The sequence below is a fragment of the Leifsonia poae genome, from assembly GCF_020009625.1.
Taxonomy (GTDB): domain Bacteria; phylum Actinomycetota; class Actinomycetes; order Actinomycetales; family Microbacteriaceae; genus Leifsonia; species Leifsonia poae_A.
Genome location: NZ_JAIHLP010000002.1, coordinates 1,848,693 through 1,872,676, shown reverse-complemented (window position 1 = coordinate 1,872,676; position 23,984 = coordinate 1,848,693). Strand labels below are relative to the sequence as shown.

The window sequence follows — 23,984 nt, the reverse complement described above, 5'->3', positions numbered from 1 at the left end:
GTGGCCGACGAGGACACCGCACCCGCACCCTCGCCCCGTCCCGGCCGCCGCCGGCGTCGGCTCTCACCCGCGCGGTTCGCGGTGGTGATCATCTGCGCAGCCGTGGCCGTGTCCACCATCTACCCGTTCGTCTTCATGGCGTTCACCTCCCTGAAGACTCCGCAGGATTATGTCGACAACAAGCTCGGCCTCCCCATCCCGCCGACGCTGCAGAACTTCTTCACCGCACTCTCTGGCGACCTCGGAATCTCGTTCGTGAACAGTGTCGTCACGGTCGGTGCCGGCACGATCCTGACGGTGATCCTCGGCTGTATGTCGGGGTTCGCATTCGCGTTCCTGCGGTTCCCGTTCCGGGGCGCGCTGCTGCGGCTGATCATGATCATCATGGTGCTGCCGGTGACGGTGCTCATCCCGCCGATCTTCAAGGTCATCCTCGACCTGGGTCTCGTCGACACCTATCCGGGCCTCGTCCTGCTTTACGTGGGGCTCAGTATCCCGGCGGGTGTGTACATGATGGCGACCTTCTTCCTGGCGATCCCGCGGGAACTGGTCGAGTCTGCGCGGATCGACGGCGCATCCCCGTTCCGTGTCTTCCGCAGCGTCGCGATCCCACTCGCCCGCCCTGCGTTCATCACGCTCGGGACGTTCACCTTCTTGGGGTTGTGGAACGAATTGCTCTTCTCACTGCTGATCATGTCGAGTCCGGACCATCGCACGCTCCCGGTTGCCATTACCCTCCTGCGGCAGAGTGTGCAGAACCCGACCCTGGTTCAGGATGCGATCATCGCGGCCGGTCTACTGCTGTCGGCGGCGCTGCCGTTCCTCCTATTCGTGCTGTTCAACCGGCAGATCACGCAGGGCATGGTCGCGGGAGCGCTCAAGTGAGCCCGCGCCCGCCGATCGCGGCCGAGTTGGCGGCACACCTCCCCACGGGCGAGCCGTCCCGCCCGTTCGTGGACGGGCCGCAGGGCGTCACCGAGCTTCGCGCCGCCATGCGCGAGTACGAGGAGTCCGTCGCGGAGGTGCGGGAGCAGACCGGGGCGCAGATCGATGAAGTGGTCGTCGGCGGTGTGCCCGTGATCGTCGTGCGCCCGCCCGCCGGCGACCCGCAACGCGGCGTCGTGCTGAACATCCACGGCGGCGGTCTGATCGCCGGGAGTCACTTGTCCGTGCTCGGTTCGAACGTCCGCACGGCCCTCGGACTCGGCTGCACCATGGTCATCCCCGACTACCGGCTCGCACCGGAGCATCCCTATCCCGCGGCGCTCGACGATGTGCACGCCGTCTGGGAGTGGATGCTCACCGGCGGCCTCGGTGCCGAGACCGGCCTCAGCCGCACCGTCGTCATGGGTGGGAGCGCCGGCGGGCTGCTCGCCGCGAGCCTGATCCTCCGGCTGCGGGAGCGTGGTGGCGACGGCCCCGACGCCCTCGTCTTGGTGCAGCCGCAGCTCGACGATCGCAACACCCAGCCGTCGACGCACGAGATCGATCTGGCCCACTTCTGGGACCGGCCGTCGAACCTGCAGAGCTGGGCGATGTACCTCGCCGGAACGGATGCGCTCCCCGTCGAGGCCGTCCCGGCACGCGCGACCGACCTCGCGGGGTTCCCGCCGACCTTCATCGAGATCGGGCAGGTCGATCTCTTCCGCGATGAAGAGCTGGAGTTCGCCGCCCGGTTGAGCCGGGCCGGTGTCCCCGTGGAGGCGCACCTGTGGGCCGGCGCCTTCCACGGTTTCGATGGGCTCACCGAGACCAGAACGGCACAGCGCGCCATCGCCGACCGGCTCGCCTATCTGCGGTTCGCCCTCTCAGGCGCCTGAGCCGGCGCCGTTCCCCGTTCGTTCCACCAGTACAACGCTCCACGCACTACGCCGTACCCATCCGCACGTCCACAGAGACTCGAGGAGGAGTCATGAACCGAGCGTCATCATCTTCAGCCGGAACCTCCGGCACCACAGGCCGCCGGACATTCCTCGGCCACGCTGCGGCGGGTGGGATCGTGGCCGCCGCCGCGCTCGTCCCCGTCGTCGCAGCCGCCGAACCGGCCGCCGCGGTCGGGGTCGCCAAGCCGAAGCCCAAGCGAGTTCCGTCCGGTGTGCCGAACGTCTACAACGTGACCGACTACGGCGCGGCCGGCAACGGCACCACTGACGACACGAGGGCCATCCAGAGCGCGATCACGGCGGCGCAGACGGCCGGTGGGGGCGCCGTCTACCTGCCCTCCGGCACCTACAAGACGACGTCGACGCTGCTGATCTCGGGATCGAACATGACGATGAAAGGGGAGGGGGCCTCGACCATCATCGCGGCCGCCTTCGTGGCCGGCGACATCATCCGGGTTGCACGGGCGTCGTCCTCTGCGCCGCTGGTTGCGAACGGCCTGTTCACCGACTTCGCGATCCGGTCGACGGTGAAGAAGACCAGCGGAGCCGCCCTCGCCATGGATGGCGTTCAGGACATGCGGGTGTGCAACATCCACGCCGTCTCGCGGGTGTACTCCGACCCCAACAATCTGTGGGATTCGTTCACCTTCCACGACTTCACGATCGTTGTGCTGGAGAACTGCAAGATCATGGCGCAGAACAAGGGGATCACCTGCTGGGGCAATCAGGTCGGCGCCGACATCTGGATCACCGGCGGCACGCTGTGTTCGTTCACCCCGATCGGCGTGCACGTCGGCGGCGGTGTCGGCGGCGTCTATTTCGACGAGTTCCTCTGCTACCTCAACGGAACCAATGTGCTCATCGATGACGCCATCGGCGGAACGGCGAACCGGGAGATCATCTTCAATGAGGCCGTCCTCGACGGGTCGTACAGGCACAACGTCGAAATCAAGACCAACGGCGTCTACGTGCTGACCTTCCAGAACACATGGTTCAGCAACTCCGGTTTCGACGGCCAGGCGGGCCACCCGGACGGCTGCCTGCTCCGCGTCCACCCCGGTGCGATCCTGCACCCGTCAAATGTCACGGTCTCGGGCTGCAAGATGTTCAACGGGTTCGGTTCCGGCATCTTCGCGGAGTCGGGAGCGTGGACCATCACCGGAAGCGACATCAGCCTGAACGGGCAGGGGACGGCCGGCGGCTACGGTGTGCTCCTCGACTCCGACGCATCCGGCACAGTGATCAGCGGCAACTCGATCCGCACGAACGGCAACTATCCGAGTGCGAAGCCCACCGGCGTCGGGGTGAAGATCGCCGCCGCTGTCGACGACTACCTCATCACCTCGAACAACCTGACGGGCAACGGCACGGCCGCCCTGCAGGACGGAGGCGGCGCATCCAAGATCGTCGACCTGAACCTCGGCGTGTGAGCGCCGCTGCCGCTCCACCGTATGAAGGCGGAGCGGCAGTCATCGTCGATCGGACGCGGTGGTCGCCGCTACTCCGGGAGCTCGGTGACCAAGGTCCCCGTCCCCAGCGCGGTGGCGAGCGGCTCGTCCGGGTGCTCCTGCGCGAACCGCGGCCCGGCCTGTCCGGTCTTGAGGCGCTTGCGGAGCACGAGGAGCCACCACAGGAACGCCAGGACGACGATTCCTCCGAAGACGTACCCGTTGCCCGCGAATGCGGGAAGGAAGAGGAGGGCGAACTCGACGGCGAGGAAGACGACGAGGCTGATGATCAGGAGGGGGATCCGGGCACGTCCGAGGTCGAACGTTCCAGGCTCGGCGGCGGGGATCCGATGGCGGATGGCGGCGATGAGCAGCCCGATCGTCTGCAGCACATAGGTGGTGAAGAAGGCCAGCGTGGCGATCCCGAGGAAGTAGTTGAACGCCTGAACGCTGATCAATGCCGAGAGGAGCAGCAGCACCGACACCACACCGAGCGTGATCACGGCCGTCGACGGTGTCTTCCGTTTCGGGGCGACGTGTCGCAGAGAGCGTGAGAACGGCATCATGTTGTCGCGGGAGAGCGAGTACAGCAACCGGGTGCCGACGAGCACATTCGACAACAGGCACACGAGGATGTTCGTGAGCGCGATGGCGACGACGATACGGGCGAAAACCGGGCCCAACTGCTGGTCGATGATCTCTTCGATCGGCGCGGTGGAGGTGGCGAGCGCTGCCGGGTTCTTGATCGCGAGCACATACACGAGGTACATGAGGAACTCGATGATGCACGAGGCGGCGAAGGAGTAGAACATCGTTCGGGGGATCACCCGCCGCGCGTTCTTCGTCTCCTCGGCCACATCGGCGACGGCTTCGACACCGACGAGCCCGAAGAACGGGCCGAGGGAGGCGGACAGCCACGCCAGGATGTAGGGGGTCGCTTCGTCGGGGCTCTTGCCGATGAACAGCGAGGAGAACGGCTGCGCATTGTCGGGCACCACGATGAGGACGATGCCGATGGTCAGGGTCACGCCGACGGTCACGACGATCTCCAATCCGACGCCGATGTTGTTGATCATCGTCGCCAGGCGCACACGGTAGGCGTTGATCAGCACGCAGACGGCGACGACGCCGATCGCGATGAAGATCTGCTGAGGCTGGGTGAGATCCCAGCCGAACACGCTGCCCAGGTATCCGGCGAAGATGTAGCCGAGGCTGGTCATGCCGCTCACCCAGCCGATCAGGGCGGCGTAGCCGGTGAACCATCCGAATGTCGAGCCGTTCAGCCGGCTCGTCCACTGGTAGGCGTAGCCGGCGAGCGGGATCTTCGCGGCCACATCGGCCGCGATGAGGGTCCAGAGGAGGAACACCGGGATCGCGAGGAACAGCGTCCAGATGAACGGCGATCCGGCGTTGAGGTAGCCGGCCGCGAAGCCGGTGAACACGGCCGTCGTGGCGCTGATCGTCGAGAAGCCGATCGCGAACGAGGCGATCCTGCCGACGGAACGATCCAGCTTCTGCTTGTAGCCGAACTCTTCGAGGCGGGCATCCTCGTCTTCGCCGACGGTGCGGGGAGGAGGGGTCAGCGAGTGCTCTTCGGGTGTGGTCGAGTTGACCATAACGTCTCCTAGCTTCGTTGCCGGCCGAGGCGGTCGACCCGCGGGTTGTTCAGTAAGTGAACCGAGGAGGTGCCATGCGGTGGAAGGTCGGAGCTCTTATCTATTCATAAGCGGAGTGAATCAATCGGTCGGGCGTTCCTGCTGGGAGCTGGAGAGCATGTGTTCGACGAGTCGGCGTGCGGGGGTCGTCAGCCGCTCCGGTCGCCAGGCGATGGCGGTGTAGCTGACGGGTCGATTTGAGATCGGAACGAAGTGGATGCCGGGGCGGTCATACAGGCGCACCATCGAGGAGGTGGTGAAGCTCAATCCGACTCCGCGGGCGACCAGGGTGGTCTCCGCCTCGTAGGTGGCCGCCTCGGCGGCGATGATCGGGGGCTTGCCGCCGCGCGCGTCGGCGGCATACCAGTACTCGCGCCATCGTCCGGCGGATTTGGGGGCGACGACGATCGGCTCGTCGAGCAGTTCTTCGATCCGCAGCTCTGTGCGGCCGGCGAGGGGATGCGCGCGAGGAAGACACGCCACCCACGTCTCCTCGGCGACGATCGCCAGCTCCATGTCCGGCACGTCGACCGGAGGGCGGAGCAGAGCGATGTCGGTGGCGCCGGAGGCCAGCCCTGCCGTCGGATCGGAGAAGTCGTACTCGACCGTCTCGATGGTGATGTCGGGGAAGACCCGCTCCACGCTGTCGAGCAGCTGGAAGAGCAGATCGGCTCCCGTTCCGATGAGATAGCCCAACCGCACATGGGAGTAGTCGACCAGCATGGCCACGGCTTCCAGCGCCGAGTCGACCTCCGCGAGGGCCTTGCGCACATGGGGGAGCCATTCGCGCCCCGTCGCCGTGAGGGCGACCGAGCGGGTGTCCCGGTCGAACAGCCGATCCCCGATGGTCCGCTCGAGGTTCTGGATCGCCGAGGAGAGGGCCGGCTGCGTGATGAACAGCTTCTCTGCTGCGCGTCGGTAGTTCAGCTCGGTTCCGAGCGCCTCGAAGTAGCGGAGCGCGCGCAGGTTCACGTCGGGGAAGGATCGCATCTCGCCTGTTCCATTGATAAGCCCTCGTTATGTGGTCATTGTAACTAGCTGTTTCCGCCGGGCGCGGGGGCCGCCCCAGACTGAACTCCCAAGCCGTCGCACAAACGAAAGCAGGCAGGACATGCGCAGTCAGGGTCACTCGATCACCGTGGAGACTCCCGCTCGTCAGGAGTTCTTCGATGTGACTGCGCAGCTGGAGGAGTTCGTCGCCGCGGCCGGTGTCACCGAGGGAATTGCGGTGGCGTACTCGCCGCACACGAGCTGCTGCGTGATCCTCCAGGAGGAGTCCGAGGACACGACCTATTACGGCACACAACTGCTCCTGCAGGACACCCTGAACGTTCTCGCCACGATTGCTCCGCCGACCCGGCACGAGGGCCAGTATCTGCACCCGGGCCCGATCCACATCCGCAACGCCGGCGAACTGCGGAACGAGTTGCCGGAGTGGGGGCTGAACACCGACGGTCACATCCTCTCCTCGATCCTGGGCCGGTCGGAGACCGTTCCGATCACCGGCGGCCGATTGGTGCTCGGCGAGTTCGGCCGCGTGTACTTCGGTGACCTCGACTCGGTCCGCGCGCGCACGCGCACCGTCCACTTCCAGGTCATCGCGGGCTGAGCGTGCTCGTCTACGCCGTCGACCTCGGCACCACGAACCTCAAAGCGGTGCTGTACGACGAGCAACTCCGCCGACTCGCCACTGCGTCCACCCCCGCGGTGTACCGGCGCGAAGGGGTGCGCGTCGAGTTCGACCCGGAGAGCCTCTTCGACTCGGTGATCGAGCTCATCGGCCGCTGCGCCCGCCGGGCCGGAGCAGTCGGGAACGGTGAGGCGACCATCGTCCTGACCGGTCAGGCCGAATCGCTGGTGCTGATCGACCGGGACGGCGAACCGGTGCGGCCGGGCATGTCCTGGCTCGACGACCGGGCCGTCGCCGAGGCGGTCGAGCTCGGCGATCGGTTCGGCCTCGACGAGGCGTTCGCCGTCACGGGCGAGCCGTTCCCCTCGGCGACCTGGCCTGCCGCCAAACTCCGCTGGCTGAGCCGATACGAGCCGGAGGCCATCGCGTCGGCCGACTCGATCCTCATGATCAAGGACTACATCGTCTTCCGGCTCACGGGCACGGCTGTCGGGGAGGTCTCGACCCGGGGGTTCACCTACCTGTGGGATGTGCCCAACGGCGGCTACTGGCACGAGATGATCGAGTTCTGCTCGACACCCGCCGACAGACTTCCGCCGGTCGTGCCGGCGGCAACCGATCTGGGACTCGTCTCGGACGAGGTTGCAGCCCTGCTGCCGCCGATGACGACATACCGGGTCAACATCGGGGCCCTCGACCACTTCTGCGCGATGGTCGGAACCGGTTCCTACGGCGGAGGCAGTGTCAGCGAGTCGGCGGGAACCGTGCTCTCCCTCTGCCTTCTCGCCCCCGATTGGCGATTCGACCCGAAGCGCAAGGTCTCCTTCCACACTGGCCTCCGCCCGGGCGATACCGTGCTTTTCAACGGTGTCGACGGTGGGGGCGCTGCGCTGGAGTGGTACCGCATCCAGGGACTCGGCGGGATGTCGTACCCGGAACTGGAGAAGCAACTGCGGGCGCGAGACCACCGCAACCCGCCCATGTTCCTGCCCTATCTGACGGGGATCAACCCTCCCGACTACTTCACGCAGGCCAAAGGAGCTTTCCTCGATCTCGACCTCGGCCACGATCGTGTGGACCTGGCCTATGCGGTGGAGGAGGGGATCGCCCATCTGCTGCGGCGGAATGTCGAGTACTTCGCCGCCGACCCGGCGCAGGAGCTCGTCTCGACCGGCGGCGGTGCCGCATCCGCGTTCTGGAATCAGCTGAAAGCAGATGTCTGCGGTGTCGACGTCGTCGTGCCCGACGAGCTCGAGGCGACCTGCCGCGGAGCCGCGACCCTCGCGCTGGTCACGGCCGGGGTGCTCGACGGTTTCGAGGATGCGTCCCGGCTGAATGCTCCGCCCGCCATCCGGTACCGACCCTCCGACGACGGCCGCCGCGCTGCGCGGTACGCCCGCTTCGACAACTACCTCCAGCGTCTCTTCGGCGACCCTGGCGCACCGACCGAGAATTCTGGCACCGAGAAGAAGGACACACGATGAAGCTGTGCTGCTCGTCCCCGATGGTTCCGGGGACAACCCTGACGGCGAAGGCCGAGCTCCTCAGCGAGTGGGGATACGACGCGATCGCGGTGTTCCAACCGCTCGAGACCTGGGACGAGGATGTGCGTCGCGAGCTCGCCTCTCTGGAAGGCCGCACGGGCATCCGACCTGTCGAGTTCGTGCTCACCGATGAGATCTACGGAAACGCGATGTCGTCAGACCCGATTCTGCGCGAACGATGTCGAGCGATGTACCGCGAAGCGGCGGGCGTCTGTGCCGAGCTCGGTGCCGTGACCGAGATCGAGTTCGAGTACGGTCCGCAGATTCCGCTTCCCCTGTTCGAGCCGTTCCAGCAGCTGAGCGCGGCGCAGCGGGAGGCGTTCGTCGAGTTCTACCGCGACATGCTGAGCATCGTCGACGGCACCGAAGGCCGTGTGCTCCTCGAACCGATAAACCGCTACGAGAGCGGCTACCTCAATCAGGTCGCCGACAACGTCCGGATCATCGAGGCGGTCGGGCACCCCAACGCCGGTCTCCTGCCCGACCTGTTCCACATGTCGATCGAGGAGGTCGACCCCGCGCAGTCATTGCGTGACGCAGGGGAGCACATCGTCCACGTGCACCTCGGGGACAGCAACCGGCTGCTGCCCGGCCACGGGCATCTCGATTGGCCCGCCATCATCGGCGCGCTTCGCGAGGTGGGGTACCGCGGGTTCCTGAATCTCGAATGCTCCACCGAAGGCGACCCTGCACTCAGCCTCCCCCCGGCGGCGGATCGGCTGCGAAGGCTCATCGGCGCATGACCGAGCCGCTGAGGGCGCCGTTCTTCGAGATCGGGCCGAAGAACCTGCTTCGCCGCCGCGAACTGGAAGAACTCGCCCGGGCTGCCGGTGCCGCGGCGCGGCAGTACGGCGTCGACGTGGTCCTGACCGTGCCGAACGCGATGGTCGCACCGATCGCCGAATTGGATACGGGCATCCGCGTCTTCGCCCAGAGCATGGACTGCGATCCGCTCGGTCCCTCCTTCGGGCGCATCACCGCGGAGGCGCTGCTCGACGCCGGTGCGGTGGGCGTGATGCTCAACCACGACGCCGCCCCACTGGATGCCGAGACGCTGGCAGCGACGGTGGTCCGGGCACGGGATGCGGGCCTTCTGACCATCGTCTGCGCGGGAACAGAGCGCGAGGCGCTGAGCCACACCGCCCTCCGCCCGACGGCCGTGCTGTTCGAGCCGCCTGCCTTGATCGGCACGAGCGGTCCCGGAGAGCGGGACTGGATCCGGCCGATCACCGCGGCCATGCGGCGAATCGACGACGGCGTGCTCGCCATGCACGCGGGCGGCGTCTCCTCGGCGCTGGTCGCTCGAGACATCATGGCCGCCGGTGCTGACGGAACCGGCTCGACCAGCGGAGTCCTTTCCGCCGAAAACCCGCTCAGCGCCGCGGGCGAGTTCATCGCCGGCGCCCGGGCCGGCTGGGATGACGCACACACCACGACAGACCTGTGACGACCACCGACAACAACAGAAAGAGAAAATGATGGACACCAACCTCAAAGGCAAGACCGCAGCGATCACGGGAGGGGCTCGCGGGATCGGTTTCGCGGTCGCGCGATCGCTGGCGGCGGAAGGTGCCGACATCGCGCTCCTCGACCTCCTCGACACGGTCGAGGAGGCCGCCCAGCGGATCGAGGACGAGTTCGGCGTGCACGCGTTCGGGCAGCGCCTCGACGTCACCGACCAGGATGCGACGAACACCGCGTTCGAGGCGATCGCCGAACGTCTCAGCGTTCCGCAGGTCCTTCTGACGGCGGCCGGCATCGAGATCAACGGCGACTCGATCGACGTCACGGCCGCGCAGTGGCGGAAGGTCATCGACGTCAACCTGACCGGGACGTTCTTCTCGGCACAGGCTTTCGGGCGGGGCCTGCTCGCCTCCGACCTGCCCGGGAGCGCGGTGCTGATCTCGTCCATGTCGGGCGAGATCGTGAACGTTCCGCAGTGGGCGGCGTCGTACAACTCCTCGAAGGCCGCGGTCGCCCATCTCAGCACGTCTCTTGCCGTCGAATGGGCGTCCTCAGACATCCGCGTCAACTCGATCGCACCCGGCTATGTGCTCACCGACCTCACCCAGCAGATCATCGATCGCGAGCCGGAGCTCGAGGCCGACTGGATCTCGCGCATCCCGCAAGGCCGGATGGCGACACCGCAAGATCTCACCGGTCTCGTCGTCTTCCTAGCGTCGAACGCGTCGAGCTACCTCACCGGGCAGCAGATCATCATCGACGGCGGATACACCTCCATCTGACTCGGGAGTGGGGCCCACCGGGGAGAGGGGATCGCATGTACGCCTATGTCGCGCTCGCCGCGGTGATCGGCCGTCGGCGCTTCACGCACAGGGAAGGTACCGACGGCGGTTCGACGCCCGGCGCGAACCGGCGCCGAATCGGTCGCTACGTCGCGGGCGAAGGACGGGGCTCCCGGGGGAAGCCGTCGATCAGCGCGCCGACGATGCCGGAGAGCCGGGGCTCGACCTCGACGACGGAGTGAGCGAGTTCGGGGTCGGAGGTGTAGAGCGCCGCCAGATGAGTCGTCGGCGCGGCCATCTGCCAGAGGGCGCCGGCCATCGATGTCGCCACGGTGACCACCTCACCTGCGTTTCGTGAAGCGATGCCCGTGAGTACCGTGATCGCATCGGCCACCGTTGCGATGTCTGCGATGACGCGACGTTTGAAGGCGCGAACGGTGTCGTCGGAGACGTGGCGCTCGAGATTCAGGGCGGTGTGGGCGAGCAGATCGCAGAAGAGCGGCCGCGTGGCGAGCGACCGGGCGATGGTGGATGCGATGGCAGCCGATGACGGTGCGTCCCCGTCGCCGGCAGGCGCCATCGCGGCGAGGGTCGATGTCATCTCGGCCGTCCATCGATCCCAGGCATCGGCCGCGATCCGAAGGAAGATCTCCTCGCGGGTCTCGAAATATCGCAGCATCGTGGACTTGTGCATCCCCACGCCCTCCGCGATAGCGGTCAGCGTCACTTCTCGCACACCCCGCTCGGTCGCCAGTTCGACGGCTGAGGCGAGGATGGCCGCCTCGCGAACCTGTTTCGCGTCGGCGCTTCTGGCCCGGGTGAAGTCGATGGTGGACATGGACCCAGGTTACCGCACCCGTGTTGCGTTACTGCGGACGGGCGTGGCCGGGGCGTGGTCGGTGGTCGGCATCCGGGGTTCGTGCTCAGCCCATGCCGCGCAGGCTCGGGGCGTCGGTGAGTGTTTCGGCCACGGCCCACAGGGATGCGGCGAAGTCCGGCCCCTGCCGCGCCGCGCGGGGGATCCCGATCCGTTTGGTCGGCCCGGTGAGCGTCCGGTTCGGTCCGAAGTACTCGCCCTGTCCGGCGGATGGATCGGCGGCCGCGAAAAGGATGGGCTCCGCCCCCTGCGTGACGTCCTGCGACGGCAGCAGGGTGCGGCGCGCGGGTGGTCGAGCGTCTTGCGCGCTGCGCGCGAGGTTCCTGCCGGCCACCTGCAGGTTCGTCCTCGTGTATCCCGGATGGGCGATCGTGGAGCGCAGAGGCCACCCATTCTCGTGTGCGACATCGGCGAGGTGCAGTCCCATCAGCAGGTCCGCCAGCTTCGATTGCCCGTAGGCTGCGCCCGGTCGGTAGGAGTCGTGCCAGTTGAGATCGCCGAACCGGATCTTCCCGCGGTGTGCCACGAGGCTGGACATCGTCGCGACCCGGCCTGCCGGGGATTCGAGCAGTCGGGGCAGCAGCAGATTCGTCAGCAGAAACGGGCCGAGGAAGTTGCTTCCGAACTGAAGCTCGAAGCCGTCCGTCGTCTCGAACCGCCTCGGCGGTGTCATCACGCCGGCGTTGTTGATCAATGTGTCCAGTGGCCGGCTTTCACTGAGGATCTCGTCGGCGAACGCCCGCACACTCGCGAGGTCGGCGAGGTCGATCCGGCGCACATCGAGCTCGGCGCCCGGCGCGGCGGTGAGGATTGCCGCCCGCGCGGCCTCCCCCTTCTCAAGGGAGCGCACGCCCAGGATGACCGCGGCGCCAGCGCCGGCCAGACGCTTGGTGGCCTCCATTCCGGTTCCACTATTGGCGCCTGTGACGACGATTCGCCGCCCCGACTGGTCTGGCACTGAATACATGTCTGCCCCTCGCTCGCTGCGCCGATGTTAGCACAACCGCGTTGCGCTATGGTGGGCGTTTCGGTCCGCGCGAGTGGCGGCGATTTTGTTGGCGCCGGGGGCTGCGACCGGTGGAGAGTAGGGGCCAGGGTTTCACTTCTCGAGAGACGGTGGTGGGAACGATGTCGGAAGGCACCAGACTCAACGGTTCGGTCGGCGGGGTCGGCGGGGGTTCGCGTCCACTCGCCGTCTTGGCGATGGATCATCGCGCTTCTCTCGTCTCCCAGGTCTACGGCATCCCTGGTGACGTGGATGCGGCGGCCGAAGGCCGGATCGGCGACGACAAGTTGAGGGTGTTCGAGGCGGCCGTGAGTGGGATGCCCGACCTTCCGCCCGGCGTGCGTCCGGGGGTACTCGTCGACGAACGCTACGGCGCGGAGGTTGCCCGTCGTGCTCGGCATCATGGCTTCGCCCTCCTCATGCCGATCGAGCGGTCTGGGCGGCCGTTCTTCGAACTCGAATACGGCGACTTCGCCTCGTCGGAGTGGCTGGACCACGTCGCAGCATTCGATCCGGATTTCGTGAAGGTGCTGATCCGGGACAATCCCGGATTCGCCGCCACTGATCGCCTGACGCAGCTGGAGCGCCTGGCGCAGGTCAGCCAGGCTCTGGATGCGGCCGGTCGCAGGCTCGTCATCGAGCTTCTCGTGCCCCAGGCGTCGGAGTCGGGAGCGCCCGATCAGCAGACCTTCGACGACACGCTTCGCCCGGCGATGACCGTCCAGCTGATCAGGGAGTACCACAGGGCCGGCATCGAGCCGGCGATCTGGAAGCTGGAGGGATACGACTCGGCCGACGCGGCGGCGGAGGTCGCGGATGCGGCGCGTGAGAATGGCAGAGACCGGGTCGAGTGCATCGTCCTCGGGCGCGATGCCGGCCGGGATCAGCTCGATCGTTGGCTCTCGGTGGCGGCCCCGACCCCGGGTTTCGACGGTTTCGCCATCGGTCGCAGCATCTGGCAGCAGCCTCTCATCGACCGACTGGCCGGGAAGACGGATGAGGCGCGCTTCCGCAGTACCATCGCGGGCTCATTCGCGCACTTCGCGACGATCTACCAGGCGGCGCGGGACCGCGCTCGCTGAAGACGGTGGGGGCCGCCTCAGGCGAGGAATCCGCCGTCGACGGCGAGGTCGGCGCGCCGGGTGCAGAGCGCGGGGCGACGCCACTGAGAGTGGCGGCGCCCCGCGAGGACAGACGTCGCTGTCGGTGCCCTACCGGCTCTTGCGCGGCTTGATGAACGTCTCTTCCGCGCGTTCGCGTTTGGCCTCTCGTTTTTCCTTGAGGGTGAGTTTCGGTTCCTTCTTCGCGTTTCCTCCGCGGGGTGACCGTCCTGACATGTGCATCACGCTTCCCTTCGTCAGCTGGCGTGGTTCGAATGACCATAGCCCATTCCGTGACGGAAAGCATCTTCCCGCTGATCAGCAAAAATTCGGCCCGGTCGCGTCTGTTTCGGGCTATGGTGGGGGATTCATCTCGAGGGCAGTGAAAGGTGGCGATCGGCGATGTCCGACCTGAATCGTGTGGTGTGGATGACCCTGGACGTTCGGAGACAGCTCACCCGTGAGTTGGAGGAGCTGAACGCCTCGCATGCGAACAGCCTGGCCGAGACCGCGCGGATGGATGGCCGGATTCGGGAGATCGAGATCCTGCTGCGTCAGGCCGAAGTGGGCACGAAGCCGGATGACGGCTTGGTGGAACCCGGCATGGAAGTCACCGTCAGATTCGACACCGACGGAACGTCCCACACATTCCTGATCGGGACGAGGGAACTCCTGACACGCGACCCGTCGATCACGATCGACGTGTTCTCGCCGGAGTCTCCCCTTGGCGCGGCGATCATCGGCAGATACCCGGGCCAGAGGGCCTCCTACCTCGCCCCCAGCGGGTCGACCGTGGGGGTGGAGGTTGTCGCGGCCAAACCGTTCGCCAACGGTGCGGTCACCGATTTCGAAGGCGCTGCGTGATGAAGAGCGCCGCGCGATCGATCGCTTCGTCGGCTTCGTCGATCGTTCCGACGAATGCCGGGAAGACATGGGGTACATGAGCGACAGTGTCGAGGATCACGTCGACTTCCGCGTTTCGGGCGCGTTCTGCGAGCCGCACCGCGTCGTCGAGCAACAGCTCGTTCGTTCCGACCTGAAGCAGGATCGGTGGAAAGCCGGTCAGGTCGGCGAGTATTGCGGGTGCGAGCAGGGGCTGGGCCGGATTCCGGCCGCCGAGATACAGCTCACCGGTGCGGGCCATCGCCTCGCGGGTGAACAGTGGATCGATGCCCTCTTTCGTGAACATGGACGCACCGGAGCGCGTGTGATCGAGCCCCGGTGAGAAGGCGACCAGGCCGGCGGGCATGGGCAACCCGGCCTCCTGGGCGGCCACGCAGGTCGTCACCGTGAGTCCGCCGCCGGCGGAGTCTCCGACGAACACGATCGAGGCGGAGTCGATGCCGTCGTCGAGCAGACCTCGATATGCGGCCAAGCCGTCGTCGAGCCCTGCGGGGAACGGGTGTTCGGGGGCGAGACGGTAGTCGAGCGAGAGCGCCCGCACGCCGCTGCGCTCGACCAGATGGGCAGTGAGCGCCATCGCCGTCTCGGGGGAGCCGAGCGAGAAGGAGCCCCCGTGGAAGTACAGGATCGTGCCGGATCGTCGTTCCCCCGTCGGCTCCACCAGGACTGCCGGGCGATGTCCGAGTTCCACCGGAGTGCGGGTGACTCCAGCGGAAATCGGGAATCCGCTCATGAAGTGCGCGAAGCCCTCCCGCATCCGCTCGACTGAAACCGGGCCGGATGGCTGCGGGGCTTGGCGCAGGGTCTCATCAAGTGCGTGTCTCTGTTGCCGGCTCATGGAAGCTCCTTGGTGCACTCCCGAACTGCATGCCCGGGCATCTGTTGCTAGACTATATGCCATGGCATCTACTTCGACGACGCGCGAGCTGGCTTCGTTCTTTGACGACCTGGTGCGTTGCGAGACGCGTCTCTACAACGCGCTCACCGAGCGACTACGCGGCAAACACGGAATCGTCGCGACGCAGTTCGAGTTCTTGCGCTACTTCGACGCCCATCCAGGGGCGCGCGTCGCGGACGTCGCCACAAACTTCGCAGCGGGCATCGGCGCCATCAGCAAGGGTGTCGACCGTCTCGAAGCCCGCGGTTGGGTGGAGCGCCATCCGAATCCCGCTGACGGTCGCTCGTCCCTCGTCAGCCTCACTGGAACCGGGGCGGCGCTGCTCGCGGAAGCCGAGGTCTCGTTCCAGGACACGCTGGTGGATCTCGTGTCAATCGAGCTCGCGCCCGATCAGATTCGGGAAGCTGGAGCTACCCTGGGAACGCTTCGAGCCGCGCTCGAACGAGCGCGCGTCGGTATTCCCGTCGGATGATTCACTCCCGCGCAGAGCACCGTCGACGTGACGGTGGTGTTAACGTCGCTTGACATGACGATCAACACTTCAGAGGTTCTTGTTGCTGCCTCGCCTTCAGGCGTGTGGCGATGGCTCGTCGAGCCCGAACGGGTTCGGCAATGGCAATATGGCAGTGAGCTGATCACGGACTGGCAGCCCGGCGGTGCCATTCGCTTCCGAAACGAGTGGGACGGACAGGTCTTCGAACAGTGGGGAACCGTGCTCGAGGTGAGCGAGCCCCACAAGGTTCGATACTCGTTGTTCTTCCCGCGCCCGGGACTGGAGGATCGTCCTGAGAACTATCTTTTCGTGACCTACCTTCTCGAGCGTGCTGGTCACGGCACGAAGCTATCTGTTGTCCAGGAAGACAACCGCGAACCGGGCTCGGGCGGCGCCGATGATGTCGCCGATGAGAGTAGTCCGAACGTCCTCGACGTGTTGAAAGGTCTCATCGAGTCCGAATAGTTCGGTGGTACGTCATGATGCTCCGGTCTGCAAAGACGAGCACGGCGCCGAGTGCGCTGACGATGATCATGATCACGGCGAGCAGGTGCAGATCGGCGTCGTTGGCTCCGGCGTGGAAGGTGATCGCAATGACCGCGGAGGAAGCGATCGAGCCGATGGAACCGAAGGTCTTGAAGAGGCCGGATGCGGTGCCGATCTGCTCGGCTGGCACCTGTTGATAGAGCATCGTCTGGTTCGCGGAGACCACGCATCCGAGAGTGACGCCGAAGCCGAGAGTGATGATCGCGATCCAGATGATAGGGGTGTTCGCGGCGAGGAAGAGTACGCCGGCCGACGCCACCAGGCACGCTGCGGCTGCGGCGATCAGCGGAAGGCGAACCAGATTGCGGCGGGAGACCGGCCAGGCGAGGATCGCGGCCAGCCCGCTCATGGGCAGCAGGAGCAGGCCGGCTTCCCTGGGGGACATGCCACGGCCGGCTTCGAGCCACTGGGTGAGCCCGTACAAGACGCTATACACGCACAGCGCCCCGAGCGCATAGCGGAGGTGCGTCCGGGTCAGGGCCCGGTTGCTGGCGAGCAGGCGTACATCGAGGAACGGTCGGGTTGCGCGCCGTTCCCACCACACAAGGGCGGCACCGAGCAGGATGGCGGCGATGAGCGCGGGCAGGTTGACCTGCGGTAGGTCGAGAAGGAAGACCAGGAGCGCGGCGATCGTCCCGCCGAATCCGACGATTCCGGCCACGTCGATGCGCGTCGCGACCTCACGCACCGACACCGGCCCGGCGATCGGTGCGTCGCGGGGAACCCAGGCCAGTGTCATCGCCAATGCGGCGGCGGCGACGGGGATGTTGATGAGGAACGCGGTGCGCCAGCCCCAGGTGTCGACCAGCACGCCGCCGATCGGCAAACCGAGCGCGGCGGTGGCGCTGCCGGTGATCACCAGAGCGCCCAGTACGCCGCCGGGGGGCGTGTCCAGTCCTGCCGCGCTCGCCCGCCGGCGGATGAGTGCCATTGCCGAGGGGTACACGGCGGCGGAACCCACTCCGATCAGCACGCGGCCGATCACCAGCGTGGTCAGGTTCTGCCCCAATCCGCCGATCAGGCCGCCGGCCAGTACGCACAGCATCCCAACGATCAGCACGCGACGAGGCCCGAACTCCTCCGCGAGCTTCCCGCCCGTTGGCTGGGCGATCGCGCTGGCCAGATACAGCGCGGAGACCAGCACCGCGGTCTTCCCGACCGAGACATGGATGCCCGCCGCGATCGGCACCAATGCTGTAGCGATCAGGGAGGTGTTGATCGGGTTCAACACAGATCCGGCCAGGAGCGGCAGCACGAATCGCCACCCGAACGCCTGCGATGTCGTGGCCTTCAGCGTCATCGCAGCAGGCCCGCGCCGAGCCGTTCGATCAGGGGTGCCGCGGTGAGCAGTGCGCGCAGCTCGTCGCTCGTGAAGCTCTCGATCAGCACCTTTGTGATCTGGTCCGTGCGGGTGTCGCGCCGATCGGCAAGCGCGCGCATCCCGTTCTCGGTCATGGCGAGCAGCACTCGTCGTTTGTCCCGGGGATCGCCCTGCCGTTGGAGGAGTCCTCGTCGCTCCAGCTCCGCTACCGTGACGCCCATTCCTTGTGGCGTGATGTGTTCTGCGCGAGCCAGATCGCTCGCCGTAGACGGTCCCAGCTGGTCGAGCCGAGACAGCGCCAGAAGCTCCGTGAACGCGAGCTCGCCGCCCGGAGGCAGTTGTCGTAGATGCCGGGTGAACACCGCGACGCTGTTCTGGATGGCGGTCGCGATCGCCGCCGCGTTTATATCTTCAACCATATTGACAATATAGTTGATTAAAAGGATTTCACAAGGGCGCGAAGCTGGCCTGACGAGCCCGGCCGATCACAAGGGCGACGCGCGCCACCGGGACCGTCAGCGGTTCCCGACCAGGGCCGCGATGCGGTGGAAGATTCGGGATACATCGGCCGGGTAGTTCGAGACGACCTGCGCGCCGTGCTCGCGCCAACGTTCGAGGACCTCGACGACCTCCTCGAACATCTGATTCGCTTCCGCTTCGGTCAGCATCGCGGCGCCCAGGTACACTCCGCGCGCCGCGCCGGGTTGGCGGGGGAGTCGTTCGGTGACGATGTCGCGCATCCACTCGAGCTGTTCCGTCTCCAGAATGTCGGCGGCCGGCGAGTCTGATGATGCGGAGAGCCCTTCGGGATGCGTCAGCCGCCACACCCGGTCGCGGCCGTCGCGCGCGAACTCGGGCGCGCCTTCGACCAAGCCCGCCTGTGCGAGCGCGCGGAGGTGGTAGCTGATGGTGTTCGCCGGCTCGCCCATCACGACGGCCAGGTCGGCGGCGCGGCCGTACTTTCGAACGGCGAGCTCCCAGAGGATGCGCTGACGAAACGGATGCGCAAGCGCGCGCAGCATGCCGGGATCGGTCACATGAAACGACGGCTCGACCATTGGACCAGCCTAGCAATTCATACAGCAAGTATTGCGCAATCTTTCTTGCGCAATTATGGTCGTCGTCATGAGCATCGAATCGCCCGTCAGCGGGCCCGTCGCCGAGACGTCACCGAGCCTCTGGTCGAACTCGGCATATCTGCTGCTGATGTCTGGAAAGACCACGCAGATCATCGGGGCCGGTCTGGCGTCGTTCGCCGTGCCACTCATCGCGTTCGCCATGACGCGGTCGGTGGTCGCGGCCGGCGTTGTCGCAACCGTGGGAGAGCTGGGTGCGCTGATCGCCACTCTTCCCGCCGGTGTCATCGCCGATCGCTTCGATCGCCGACGCCTTCTCGTCGTCTGCTCGGTCCTCGGCGTTGTCGTCTGGGGCTCGCTCGTGGTCGCCGACGTGTTGTCGATCCTCACTGTGTGGCAATTGGGCGTCGTCGTGTTCATCTCCGCGGTCCTCGGGTCGTTCTATCAACCGGCCGAGAGTGCGGGTATCCGCCAGGTCGTGCCCGACGATCAGTTGGGGTCCGCGATGGCGGCGATGGAAGGCCGCTCGGCCGTAGCGACTCTCATTGCGGGCCCAGTGGGCGGCGTCCTCTACGGATTCAGTCGCGCCTGGCCGCTCATCGCCAGCACCGTGGGGTACGCCGTTGCCGGCATCTGCGCGGCACTGGTTCGCAAGCCTCTCAATGGAGACCTGACGCGCGCGGCCTCCAGCTCACCAGTGACCTCCCTGCGCGAGGGCCTCCGATTCGTCATGAGCGTCTCGTTCATGCGAACGGGGTTGGTGACTTTCGCCCTGCTGAATCTCGGGTTCGGCGGCGTGCTGTACTCGCTCAACCTGCACCTGATCTCCATTCGCACGTCGCCGGTTCAGATCGGGCTGGTGAACGCTGTGGCCGGCGGTGCGATGGTGCTCGGCTCGATCCTCGCCGGCCCGCTCGTCAAACGGCTGCCCGCCGGCCCGCTCGCGATCGCCTGCCTTCTCTTCATGGTCACCGGTGTAGCTGGGCTCGCGGCGACGAGCACCTACGGCTGGTATCTGATCTGGATCGGGGTCGCGACAGTTTTCGTCCCACCGCTCAACGCCGGCATCATCGGATACGCCGTCGCCGTGACACCACACGACCTGCAGGGTCGCATGAACTCAGTCCTGTCCCTCTCGGCCGTACTCGTCACACCGGTATCACCCATCGTCGCGGGAGCGCTGCTCGTGGCCATCGGCGTCAACGCGTCGATTGCCGTGTTCGGCGCGGTTCTCCTTCTGGGTGTCATCCTCATGGCGGCGAACAGATCGATCCGACGAATCGGTCGACCGGACACCTGGGCGGCCGACCACATCGAATGGCACGACACGCACAACCCCTCCTAGTGCCGTAATTGTGTCGTGGCCTCCCGACACCGGGGCATCGGCCGCCGGGCGACAGTTGTGCAGCGAGCGTGCGAGGACTGCGCGGAGGACGATCAGTGCGTGTGGGATACAACGTCGCGGACCTTTGTCTTGCTGGGGATGCTCCAAAGAAGCCGTTTCGTCGCCAGCGACCGGCTCGCGGTGGATCTTGGCGTGACCACGAGAACCGTGCGGCGAGACGTGGCGCGGGTCCGGGATCTCGGCTATCCGATCGACGCAAGGCTCGGCGTCGATGGCGGGTACTCATTGGAACCCGGCGCTGTTCTGCCGCCGATCTTTCTTTCGACGGACGAGGCCTTGGCCTGTGTACTCGCGCTGCGGCGCTGGTAAGAGGGCTCACACCAGACTTTGGCAGCCAGCGCACTCGGCAAGATCCTGACATCGCTACCTCCCCGGGTGCGGTGGGCTGTCGATGCCGTTGGCGAGGTGACTGTCGACGTGCCCGTTGACGGTCTCGACCTACTCGATGACACCACGGTCGATATGAGCCTCCTCGGTGAGTTGGCGAGATCGTGTCTGCTGCGACGCCGGGTGGCGTTCCTGCACACGCATCGGGATGGGCAATCCAAGGAACGTCGAGTCGACCCTCATGCGTTGGTGAACACGGTTCAACGGTGGTACCTCGTCGCGTTCGATCGATTAGTTCGAGAGCGCCGGCGAAGCGGGCTTCAAACTACCCTCTGGTCGGTTCGGGCGCCCGAACGACAACCTCCATCGCCTCACGAGGCGTCGATGCTGGTGAAGTGGCTCGGCCTTGTTCTGGACGACCAGACGTTGCCGACGATTGCTCACCCGACCGAGCCCGACCCTGCTGCGACTCTCGGGCATTCGTCACACTGTCTGGGGCTGGGATGGCTTCGGTCCAGCTCGTTCGAAACTCGTTCGCGAGGACGCTTCGATTGCGTGAGTCCGGGATAAGAATGTGCCAGTCGGCCCGTTCGGGGACGCTCGTGTCGCTTGTGAGAACGTCCAGCGGGGCCGAATCACCCTCGTAGCTTGCCTTTTCGCATGAAGCCGATCGGTCAGGATCTGCCGCAGTGTCGACTACGGGGTGCCCTGGGCGGCGTGGGATTCGGTTTGGCCGCCTCCGCGCCCGCGAAGGACTTGTGCCATACCGCAGGCGAGAAGCGCGCCGGCCAACGGCCCGACCAGGTAGATCCACAGCTGGGTGAGATTCCCGCTCAGGAGCGCGGGCCCGAAGGAGCGCGCGGGGTTCATCGAGGCGCCGCTGACGGGGCTGGCCCACAGGCCAGCCAGCACGACGTAGGCGCCGGCTGCGACCGCGGAGAGAGCGCCGATGTTCTGCGCACCCGAAGCCGCGCCGAGGATGACACTGACCAGTCCGAATGTCAGAAGCACCTCCACCACCAGTGCCTGTCCTGTGCTGAACCCGGGCCCCGGTGCGGTGAGACCGAGGGTGGTTCCATCCCCAAACGTCAGACGCAAGACGCCGACGGCAGCGACGGAGCCCACCAGTTGAGCGAGTACATAACCGGGAACACGGCGCCATTGGAAATCGGTGCGGAGAGCGAATGCGATGGTGACGACCGGGTTCAGGTGCGCGCCCGAATTCGCACCCATGAAGAGCACGATCGCCGTGACCATGAGGCCGGGTGCGGTGACCTCCGCGACGCGACCGACGGCGCCGTTGCTGATCGTGTTCACAACAGTTGCTCCTGCGGCCACCAGGACCAGAAGGAAGGTGCCGAATGTCTCTGCAACGAGTCGGCGCACCTCGTGAGCCGGGTCGTCGAACTGGTTCACCTGCTGCCGCTGAAGCGGTGACAACGGAAGATGCTCTGCGACCACGACATCTCCTTCCCGGGAGTACTCTTGCCGAAACTAGCAGGAGGTCCCCATGAAAGTGCGTTGGTCACACGATCCTGAACCACACGACTACCCCGCCGCGATTTCGTTCCTCAGCCTCATCACCGACCCTGCACAAGCGCGCTCGCTCGCCGAGGGGCTGGCCGAGCAACCTATCGTGTTCCACAAAGCGAAGGATGTTCTGCGGGCCGCACGGCTGCCACTTCTTCCTCTCGACGACCCGTACGTAGCGAAGGACTTGAAGAGGGTTCGCAAGGGGAAGGCATTGAGCCCGGTCCTACTCATTCGCGGCGCCCTTGGCGGCACGCCTCTCCTCATCGCAGACGGATACCACCGCGTGTGCGCTTCCTATCACGTGAGTGAAGACACGGATGTGTCCGCGCAGATCGTGACTGCCGAGCGCAACTGAGGTCACGGTGACGACGGTTCGATGTCATCGAAGACTGTGCGGTATTCAACCGCTTGAGGCACTTCTACTCGATCGCGCTCCCGGTTCCCAGTACGGGCGAGGATGCCCGGCGCTGACAAGGCGGATCATCCCGATACTCTGTGACGGCATGCAGCGCTGCCGCGTGCCGGTGAAAGGCAGAAACTGTGTCAGCACGAAAGAACATCGCGATCTTCCTTTTCGACGGGGTTGAAGAGCTTGATGCAGCGGGGCCGTGGGAAGTGTTGGCGTACTGGGCGCGCAACTACCCGGAAGATGGCTTCGATGTCTTCACCTTCGCTGACTCCCTGGACCCCATAACGTGCGCGAAGGGCCTGCGCATTCTTCCGGACCTCCGCAGCTCTGAACTACCGGCCCTAGAAGTGCTGATCTATCCCGGGGGTCAAGGGACCCGTCCAGCTCTGTTGAGAGCTGATCATCTGGCGTGGGTGCGGGAGCAGCGAACGCATGTGCCGCTCATGGCGAGCGTCTGCACAGGCGCCCTTGTCTACGCTGCCGCGGGGATCCTGCGCAATCGGCCGGCCACAACCCACTGGGCTTCCGTTGACAGACTCAGTGAACTCGATCCCACGATCACGGTCCGTCCGGATGACAGATTCGTTGAAGACGGGGACACGATCACTTCGGCCGGTGTCTCGGCCGGTATCGACATGGCGCTCCGGCTCGTCGAGCGTTTCTCGAATCGAGAGCGCGCCAGACAAGTTCGCCGTGGCATCCAGTACGATCCGGAACCCCCGGTCTGAGGGCTTCAAGAACCTATCGGGCATCCCACGCGTGCACCATCGACGACGAGAGAAGACGAAGTGACCTTCCCTTCCAGCCATCTCCGCGAGGGACGTTTCGATTCCGCCTCCGTGGCCGACTCCGTCGACTATCGAGTGCTCACACCCCCGAATTGGCGAAGCAACGAGACGCTGCCGTTGGTGCTTCACCTGCACGGTGCCAGGGCATCGTCCGCATCGCTCGAATTTGTACAGCCGCTCTACGAGGAGCTATGGAGTCGAGGGGAACTGCCGCGTGCCGTAGTGGCTTGTCCCAGCACGCCCACGCTCGGGGGTTCTACATCGACCGCCCTGGGGCGGCGTGGGAAACGCTGGTGGCGGATGAGTTTCCTCTGCACGTCGCAAAGACCTTCGGAGAGTTCAGCGCCATTGCGGTGATCGGCTCGTCAATGGGTGGGTACGGAGCACTCAAGCTCGCTTTCAGCTGTCCGTCACGCTACGCGGCGGTCGCAGCGGTATCTCCCGCCGTGTTCCCGGCCGAAACAATCGACGCCGTTCCCGAGCGGAACGTTCCCGGTGTTCTCGGCAAGCTGCACAGCGCGATGGGAGCCGGTTGCGGCGACCGCATCGCGTACAACTCCAACAGCGTTTACGGTCGGTTGCGCGCAAACGCCGACGCGATTCGCCTCGCTCAGCTGCCTGTGCTCATTGATTGCGGCGGAGCCGACGAATTTCTCCTTCACGAGGGAGCCCAGTTTCTCCACCAGCTTTTGGTCGACCTCGAGGTTCCGCACGAGTATCGGGTCGTGGACGGAGCAGGGCATACCGGAGAGTTCACCGAAGAACGGACCCGCGACGCGATCCGCTTTCTTGCCGCAGCGCTGAAACGCGGCGGGCGGCTCTAGCTGTCACGGGAAGCATCGGCGGGAACGAATGTGAGGTCGGTCCGACGAATGCTCGGCCACGCCTCAGCGACT

27 protein-coding genes are annotated in these 23,984 nt (G+C 66.0%); 18 read left to right on the top strand and 9 right to left on the bottom strand.

Annotated features, from left to right (window positions below; genetic code table 11):
- The 3 genes from K5L49_RS20435 (at position 1) to K5L49_RS09590 (ending at position 3,313) form a co-directional block, all read left to right on the top strand.
- Complete coding sequence (locus K5L49_RS20435; protein ID WP_223692291.1) at positions 1-885, top strand: carbohydrate ABC transporter permease; 885 nt, start codon at positions 1-3, stop codon at positions 883-885.
- Positions 882-1,820, top strand: coding sequence for an alpha/beta hydrolase (locus tag K5L49_RS09595; protein WP_223692290.1), 939 nt, complete (start codon positions 882-884; stop codon positions 1,818-1,820). The genes K5L49_RS20435 and K5L49_RS09595 overlap by 4 nt, the downstream gene beginning before the upstream one ends.
- Before the next feature lie 92 nt (positions 1,821-1,912).
- Complete coding sequence (locus K5L49_RS09590) at positions 1,913-3,313, top strand: glycosyl hydrolase family 28-related protein (protein WP_308116533.1); 1,401 nt, start codon at positions 1,913-1,915, stop codon at positions 3,311-3,313.
- A 68-nt stretch (positions 3,314-3,381) separates the two neighbouring features.
- On the opposite strand, the gene K5L49_RS09585 is transcribed toward K5L49_RS09590, so the two are convergent.
- Positions 3,382-4,947 carry an APC family permease gene (locus tag K5L49_RS09585; RefSeq protein ID WP_223692288.1) on the bottom strand — a complete coding sequence of 522 codons (1,566 nt, stop codon included), beginning with the start codon at positions 4,945-4,947 and terminating at the stop codon, positions 3,382-3,384.
- Between the two features lie 120 nt (positions 4,948-5,067).
- Positions 5,068-5,976, bottom strand: a complete 909-nt coding sequence (locus K5L49_RS09580) for a LysR family transcriptional regulator (RefSeq protein ID WP_223692287.1) — start codon at positions 5,974-5,976, stop codon at positions 5,068-5,070.
- Positions 5,977-6,097: 121 nt separating this feature from the next.
- On the opposite strand from K5L49_RS09580, the gene K5L49_RS09575 reads away from it, so the two are divergent.
- The 5 genes from K5L49_RS09575 to K5L49_RS09555 are packed head-to-tail and all read left to right on the top strand — an operon-like array spanning position 6,098 to position 10,406.
- Positions 6,098-6,595, top strand: coding sequence for a YjbQ family protein (locus tag K5L49_RS09575; RefSeq protein ID WP_223692285.1), 498 nt, complete (start codon positions 6,098-6,100; stop codon positions 6,593-6,595).
- 2 nt (positions 6,596-6,597) lie between these two features.
- Entirely contained in the window at positions 6,598-8,100 is a 1,503-nt protein-coding gene (locus K5L49_RS09570) for an FGGY-family carbohydrate kinase (RefSeq protein WP_223692283.1), read from the top strand.
- A complete protein-coding gene (locus tag K5L49_RS09565; protein WP_223692281.1) occupies positions 8,097-8,903 on the top strand; it encodes a sugar phosphate isomerase/epimerase family protein in 807 nt (268 codons plus the stop codon). Before K5L49_RS09570 ends, K5L49_RS09565 begins: the two co-directional genes overlap by 4 nt.
- Complete coding sequence (locus tag K5L49_RS09560; protein ID WP_223692279.1) at positions 8,900-9,607, top strand: triose-phosphate isomerase; 708 nt, start codon at positions 8,900-8,902, stop codon at positions 9,605-9,607. The genes K5L49_RS09565 and K5L49_RS09560 overlap by 4 nt, the downstream gene beginning before the upstream one ends.
- A 28-nt stretch (positions 9,608-9,635) precedes the next feature.
- Positions 9,636-10,406 (top strand): SDR family oxidoreductase, encoded by a 771-nt coding sequence (locus tag K5L49_RS09555; protein ID WP_223692277.1) that lies wholly within the window; start codon positions 9,636-9,638, stop codon positions 10,404-10,406.
- Positions 10,407-10,551: 145 nt separating this feature from the next.
- Here K5L49_RS09555 and K5L49_RS09550 read toward each other — a convergent pair whose 3' ends face one another.
- Positions 10,552-11,244: a TetR family transcriptional regulator gene (locus K5L49_RS09550; protein ID WP_223692276.1), complete on the bottom strand. Its 693-nt coding sequence runs from the start codon at positions 11,242-11,244 to the stop codon at positions 10,552-10,554.
- 85 nt (positions 11,245-11,329) lie between these two features.
- Positions 11,330-12,250, bottom strand: coding sequence for an SDR family oxidoreductase (locus tag K5L49_RS09545; protein ID WP_223692275.1), 921 nt, complete (start codon positions 12,248-12,250; stop codon positions 11,330-11,332).
- A 161-nt stretch (positions 12,251-12,411) separates the two neighbouring features.
- Between K5L49_RS09545 and K5L49_RS09540 the strand changes: the two genes are divergently transcribed.
- Both K5L49_RS09540 and K5L49_RS09535 read left to right on the top strand, forming a co-directional pair.
- Positions 12,412-13,371, top strand: coding sequence for a 2-deoxy-5-keto-D-gluconate 6-phosphate aldolase domain-containing protein (locus tag K5L49_RS09540; RefSeq protein ID WP_223692274.1), 960 nt, complete (start codon positions 12,412-12,414; stop codon positions 13,369-13,371).
- Positions 13,372-13,791: 420 nt separating this feature from the next.
- Entirely contained in the window at positions 13,792-14,253 is a 462-nt protein-coding gene (locus tag K5L49_RS09535; protein WP_223692273.1) for a GreA/GreB family elongation factor, read from the top strand.
- On the opposite strand, the gene K5L49_RS09530 is transcribed toward K5L49_RS09535, so the two are convergent.
- Entirely contained in the window at positions 14,228-15,130 is a 903-nt protein-coding gene (locus tag K5L49_RS09530) for an alpha/beta hydrolase (protein WP_223692272.1), read from the bottom strand. The genes K5L49_RS09535 and K5L49_RS09530 overlap by 26 nt on opposite strands.
- Before the next feature lie 61 nt (positions 15,131-15,191).
- Between K5L49_RS09530 and K5L49_RS09525 the strand changes: the two genes are divergently transcribed.
- Together K5L49_RS09525 and K5L49_RS09520 are read left to right on the top strand one after the other, a co-directional pair.
- Positions 15,192-15,662 carry a MarR family winged helix-turn-helix transcriptional regulator gene (locus K5L49_RS09525; protein WP_223692271.1) on the top strand — a complete coding sequence of 157 codons (471 nt, stop codon included), beginning with the start codon at positions 15,192-15,194 and terminating at the stop codon, positions 15,660-15,662.
- Positions 15,663-15,716: 54 nt separating this feature from the next.
- Positions 15,717-16,148 carry an SRPBCC family protein gene (locus K5L49_RS09520; protein ID WP_223692270.1) on the top strand — a complete coding sequence of 144 codons (432 nt, stop codon included), beginning with the start codon at positions 15,717-15,719 and terminating at the stop codon, positions 16,146-16,148.
- Here K5L49_RS09520 and K5L49_RS09515 read toward each other — a convergent pair.
- The 3 genes from K5L49_RS09515 to K5L49_RS09505 form a co-directional block, all read right to left on the bottom strand.
- Positions 16,132-17,529, bottom strand: coding sequence for an MFS transporter (locus K5L49_RS09515; protein ID WP_223692268.1), 1,398 nt, complete (start codon positions 17,527-17,529; stop codon positions 16,132-16,134). The two genes, K5L49_RS09520 and K5L49_RS09515, sit on opposite strands and share 17 nt — an antisense overlap.
- Positions 17,526-17,969, bottom strand: coding sequence for a MarR family winged helix-turn-helix transcriptional regulator (locus K5L49_RS09510; protein WP_223692267.1), 444 nt, complete (start codon positions 17,967-17,969; stop codon positions 17,526-17,528). The genes K5L49_RS09515 and K5L49_RS09510 overlap by 4 nt, the downstream gene beginning before the upstream one ends.
- Positions 17,970-18,065: 96 nt before the next feature.
- Entirely contained in the window at positions 18,066-18,608 is a 543-nt protein-coding gene (locus K5L49_RS09505; protein ID WP_223692266.1) for an ArsR/SmtB family transcription factor, read from the bottom strand.
- Between the two features lie 67 nt (positions 18,609-18,675).
- Between K5L49_RS09505 and K5L49_RS09500 the strand changes: the two genes are divergently transcribed.
- The 3 genes from K5L49_RS09500 (at position 18,676) to K5L49_RS20670 (ending at position 20,928) form a co-directional block, all read left to right on the top strand.
- Positions 18,676-19,971, top strand: coding sequence for an MFS transporter (locus K5L49_RS09500; protein ID WP_223692264.1), 1,296 nt, complete (start codon positions 18,676-18,678; stop codon positions 19,969-19,971).
- 99 nt (positions 19,972-20,070) lie between these two features.
- The gene (locus K5L49_RS09495; protein ID WP_223692256.1) at positions 20,071-20,340 is read left to right on the top strand and encodes a helix-turn-helix transcriptional regulator; all 270 of its coding nucleotides are present in this window, start codon (positions 20,071-20,073) and stop codon (positions 20,338-20,340) included.
- Between the two features lie 153 nt (positions 20,341-20,493).
- Positions 20,494-20,928 (top strand): WYL domain-containing protein, encoded by a 435-nt coding sequence (locus tag K5L49_RS20670; RefSeq protein WP_223695279.1) that lies wholly within the window; start codon positions 20,494-20,496, stop codon positions 20,926-20,928.
- A gap of 126 nt (positions 20,929-21,054) precedes the next feature.
- On the opposite strand, the gene K5L49_RS09485 is transcribed toward K5L49_RS20670, so the two are convergent.
- Complete coding sequence (locus K5L49_RS09485; RefSeq protein ID WP_223692254.1) at positions 21,055-21,819, bottom strand: MIP/aquaporin family protein; 765 nt, start codon at positions 21,817-21,819, stop codon at positions 21,055-21,057.
- A 49-nt stretch (positions 21,820-21,868) separates the two neighbouring features.
- Between K5L49_RS09485 and K5L49_RS09480 the strand changes: the two genes are divergently transcribed.
- From K5L49_RS09480 to K5L49_RS09470, 3 genes are all read left to right on the top strand, one after another.
- Positions 21,869-22,246, top strand: coding sequence for a hypothetical protein (locus K5L49_RS09480; RefSeq protein WP_223692252.1), 378 nt, complete (start codon positions 21,869-21,871; stop codon positions 22,244-22,246).
- Positions 22,247-22,431: 185 nt separating this feature from the next.
- The gene (locus K5L49_RS09475; RefSeq protein WP_223692251.1) at positions 22,432-23,028 is read left to right on the top strand and encodes a DJ-1/PfpI family protein; all 597 of its coding nucleotides are present in this window, start codon (positions 22,432-22,434) and stop codon (positions 23,026-23,028) included.
- Positions 23,029-23,279: 251 nt separating this feature from the next.
- Entirely contained in the window at positions 23,280-23,912 is a 633-nt protein-coding gene (locus tag K5L49_RS09470; protein ID WP_223692249.1) for a YqiA/YcfP family alpha/beta fold hydrolase, read from the top strand.
- Positions 23,913-23,984: the final 72 nt, after the last annotated feature.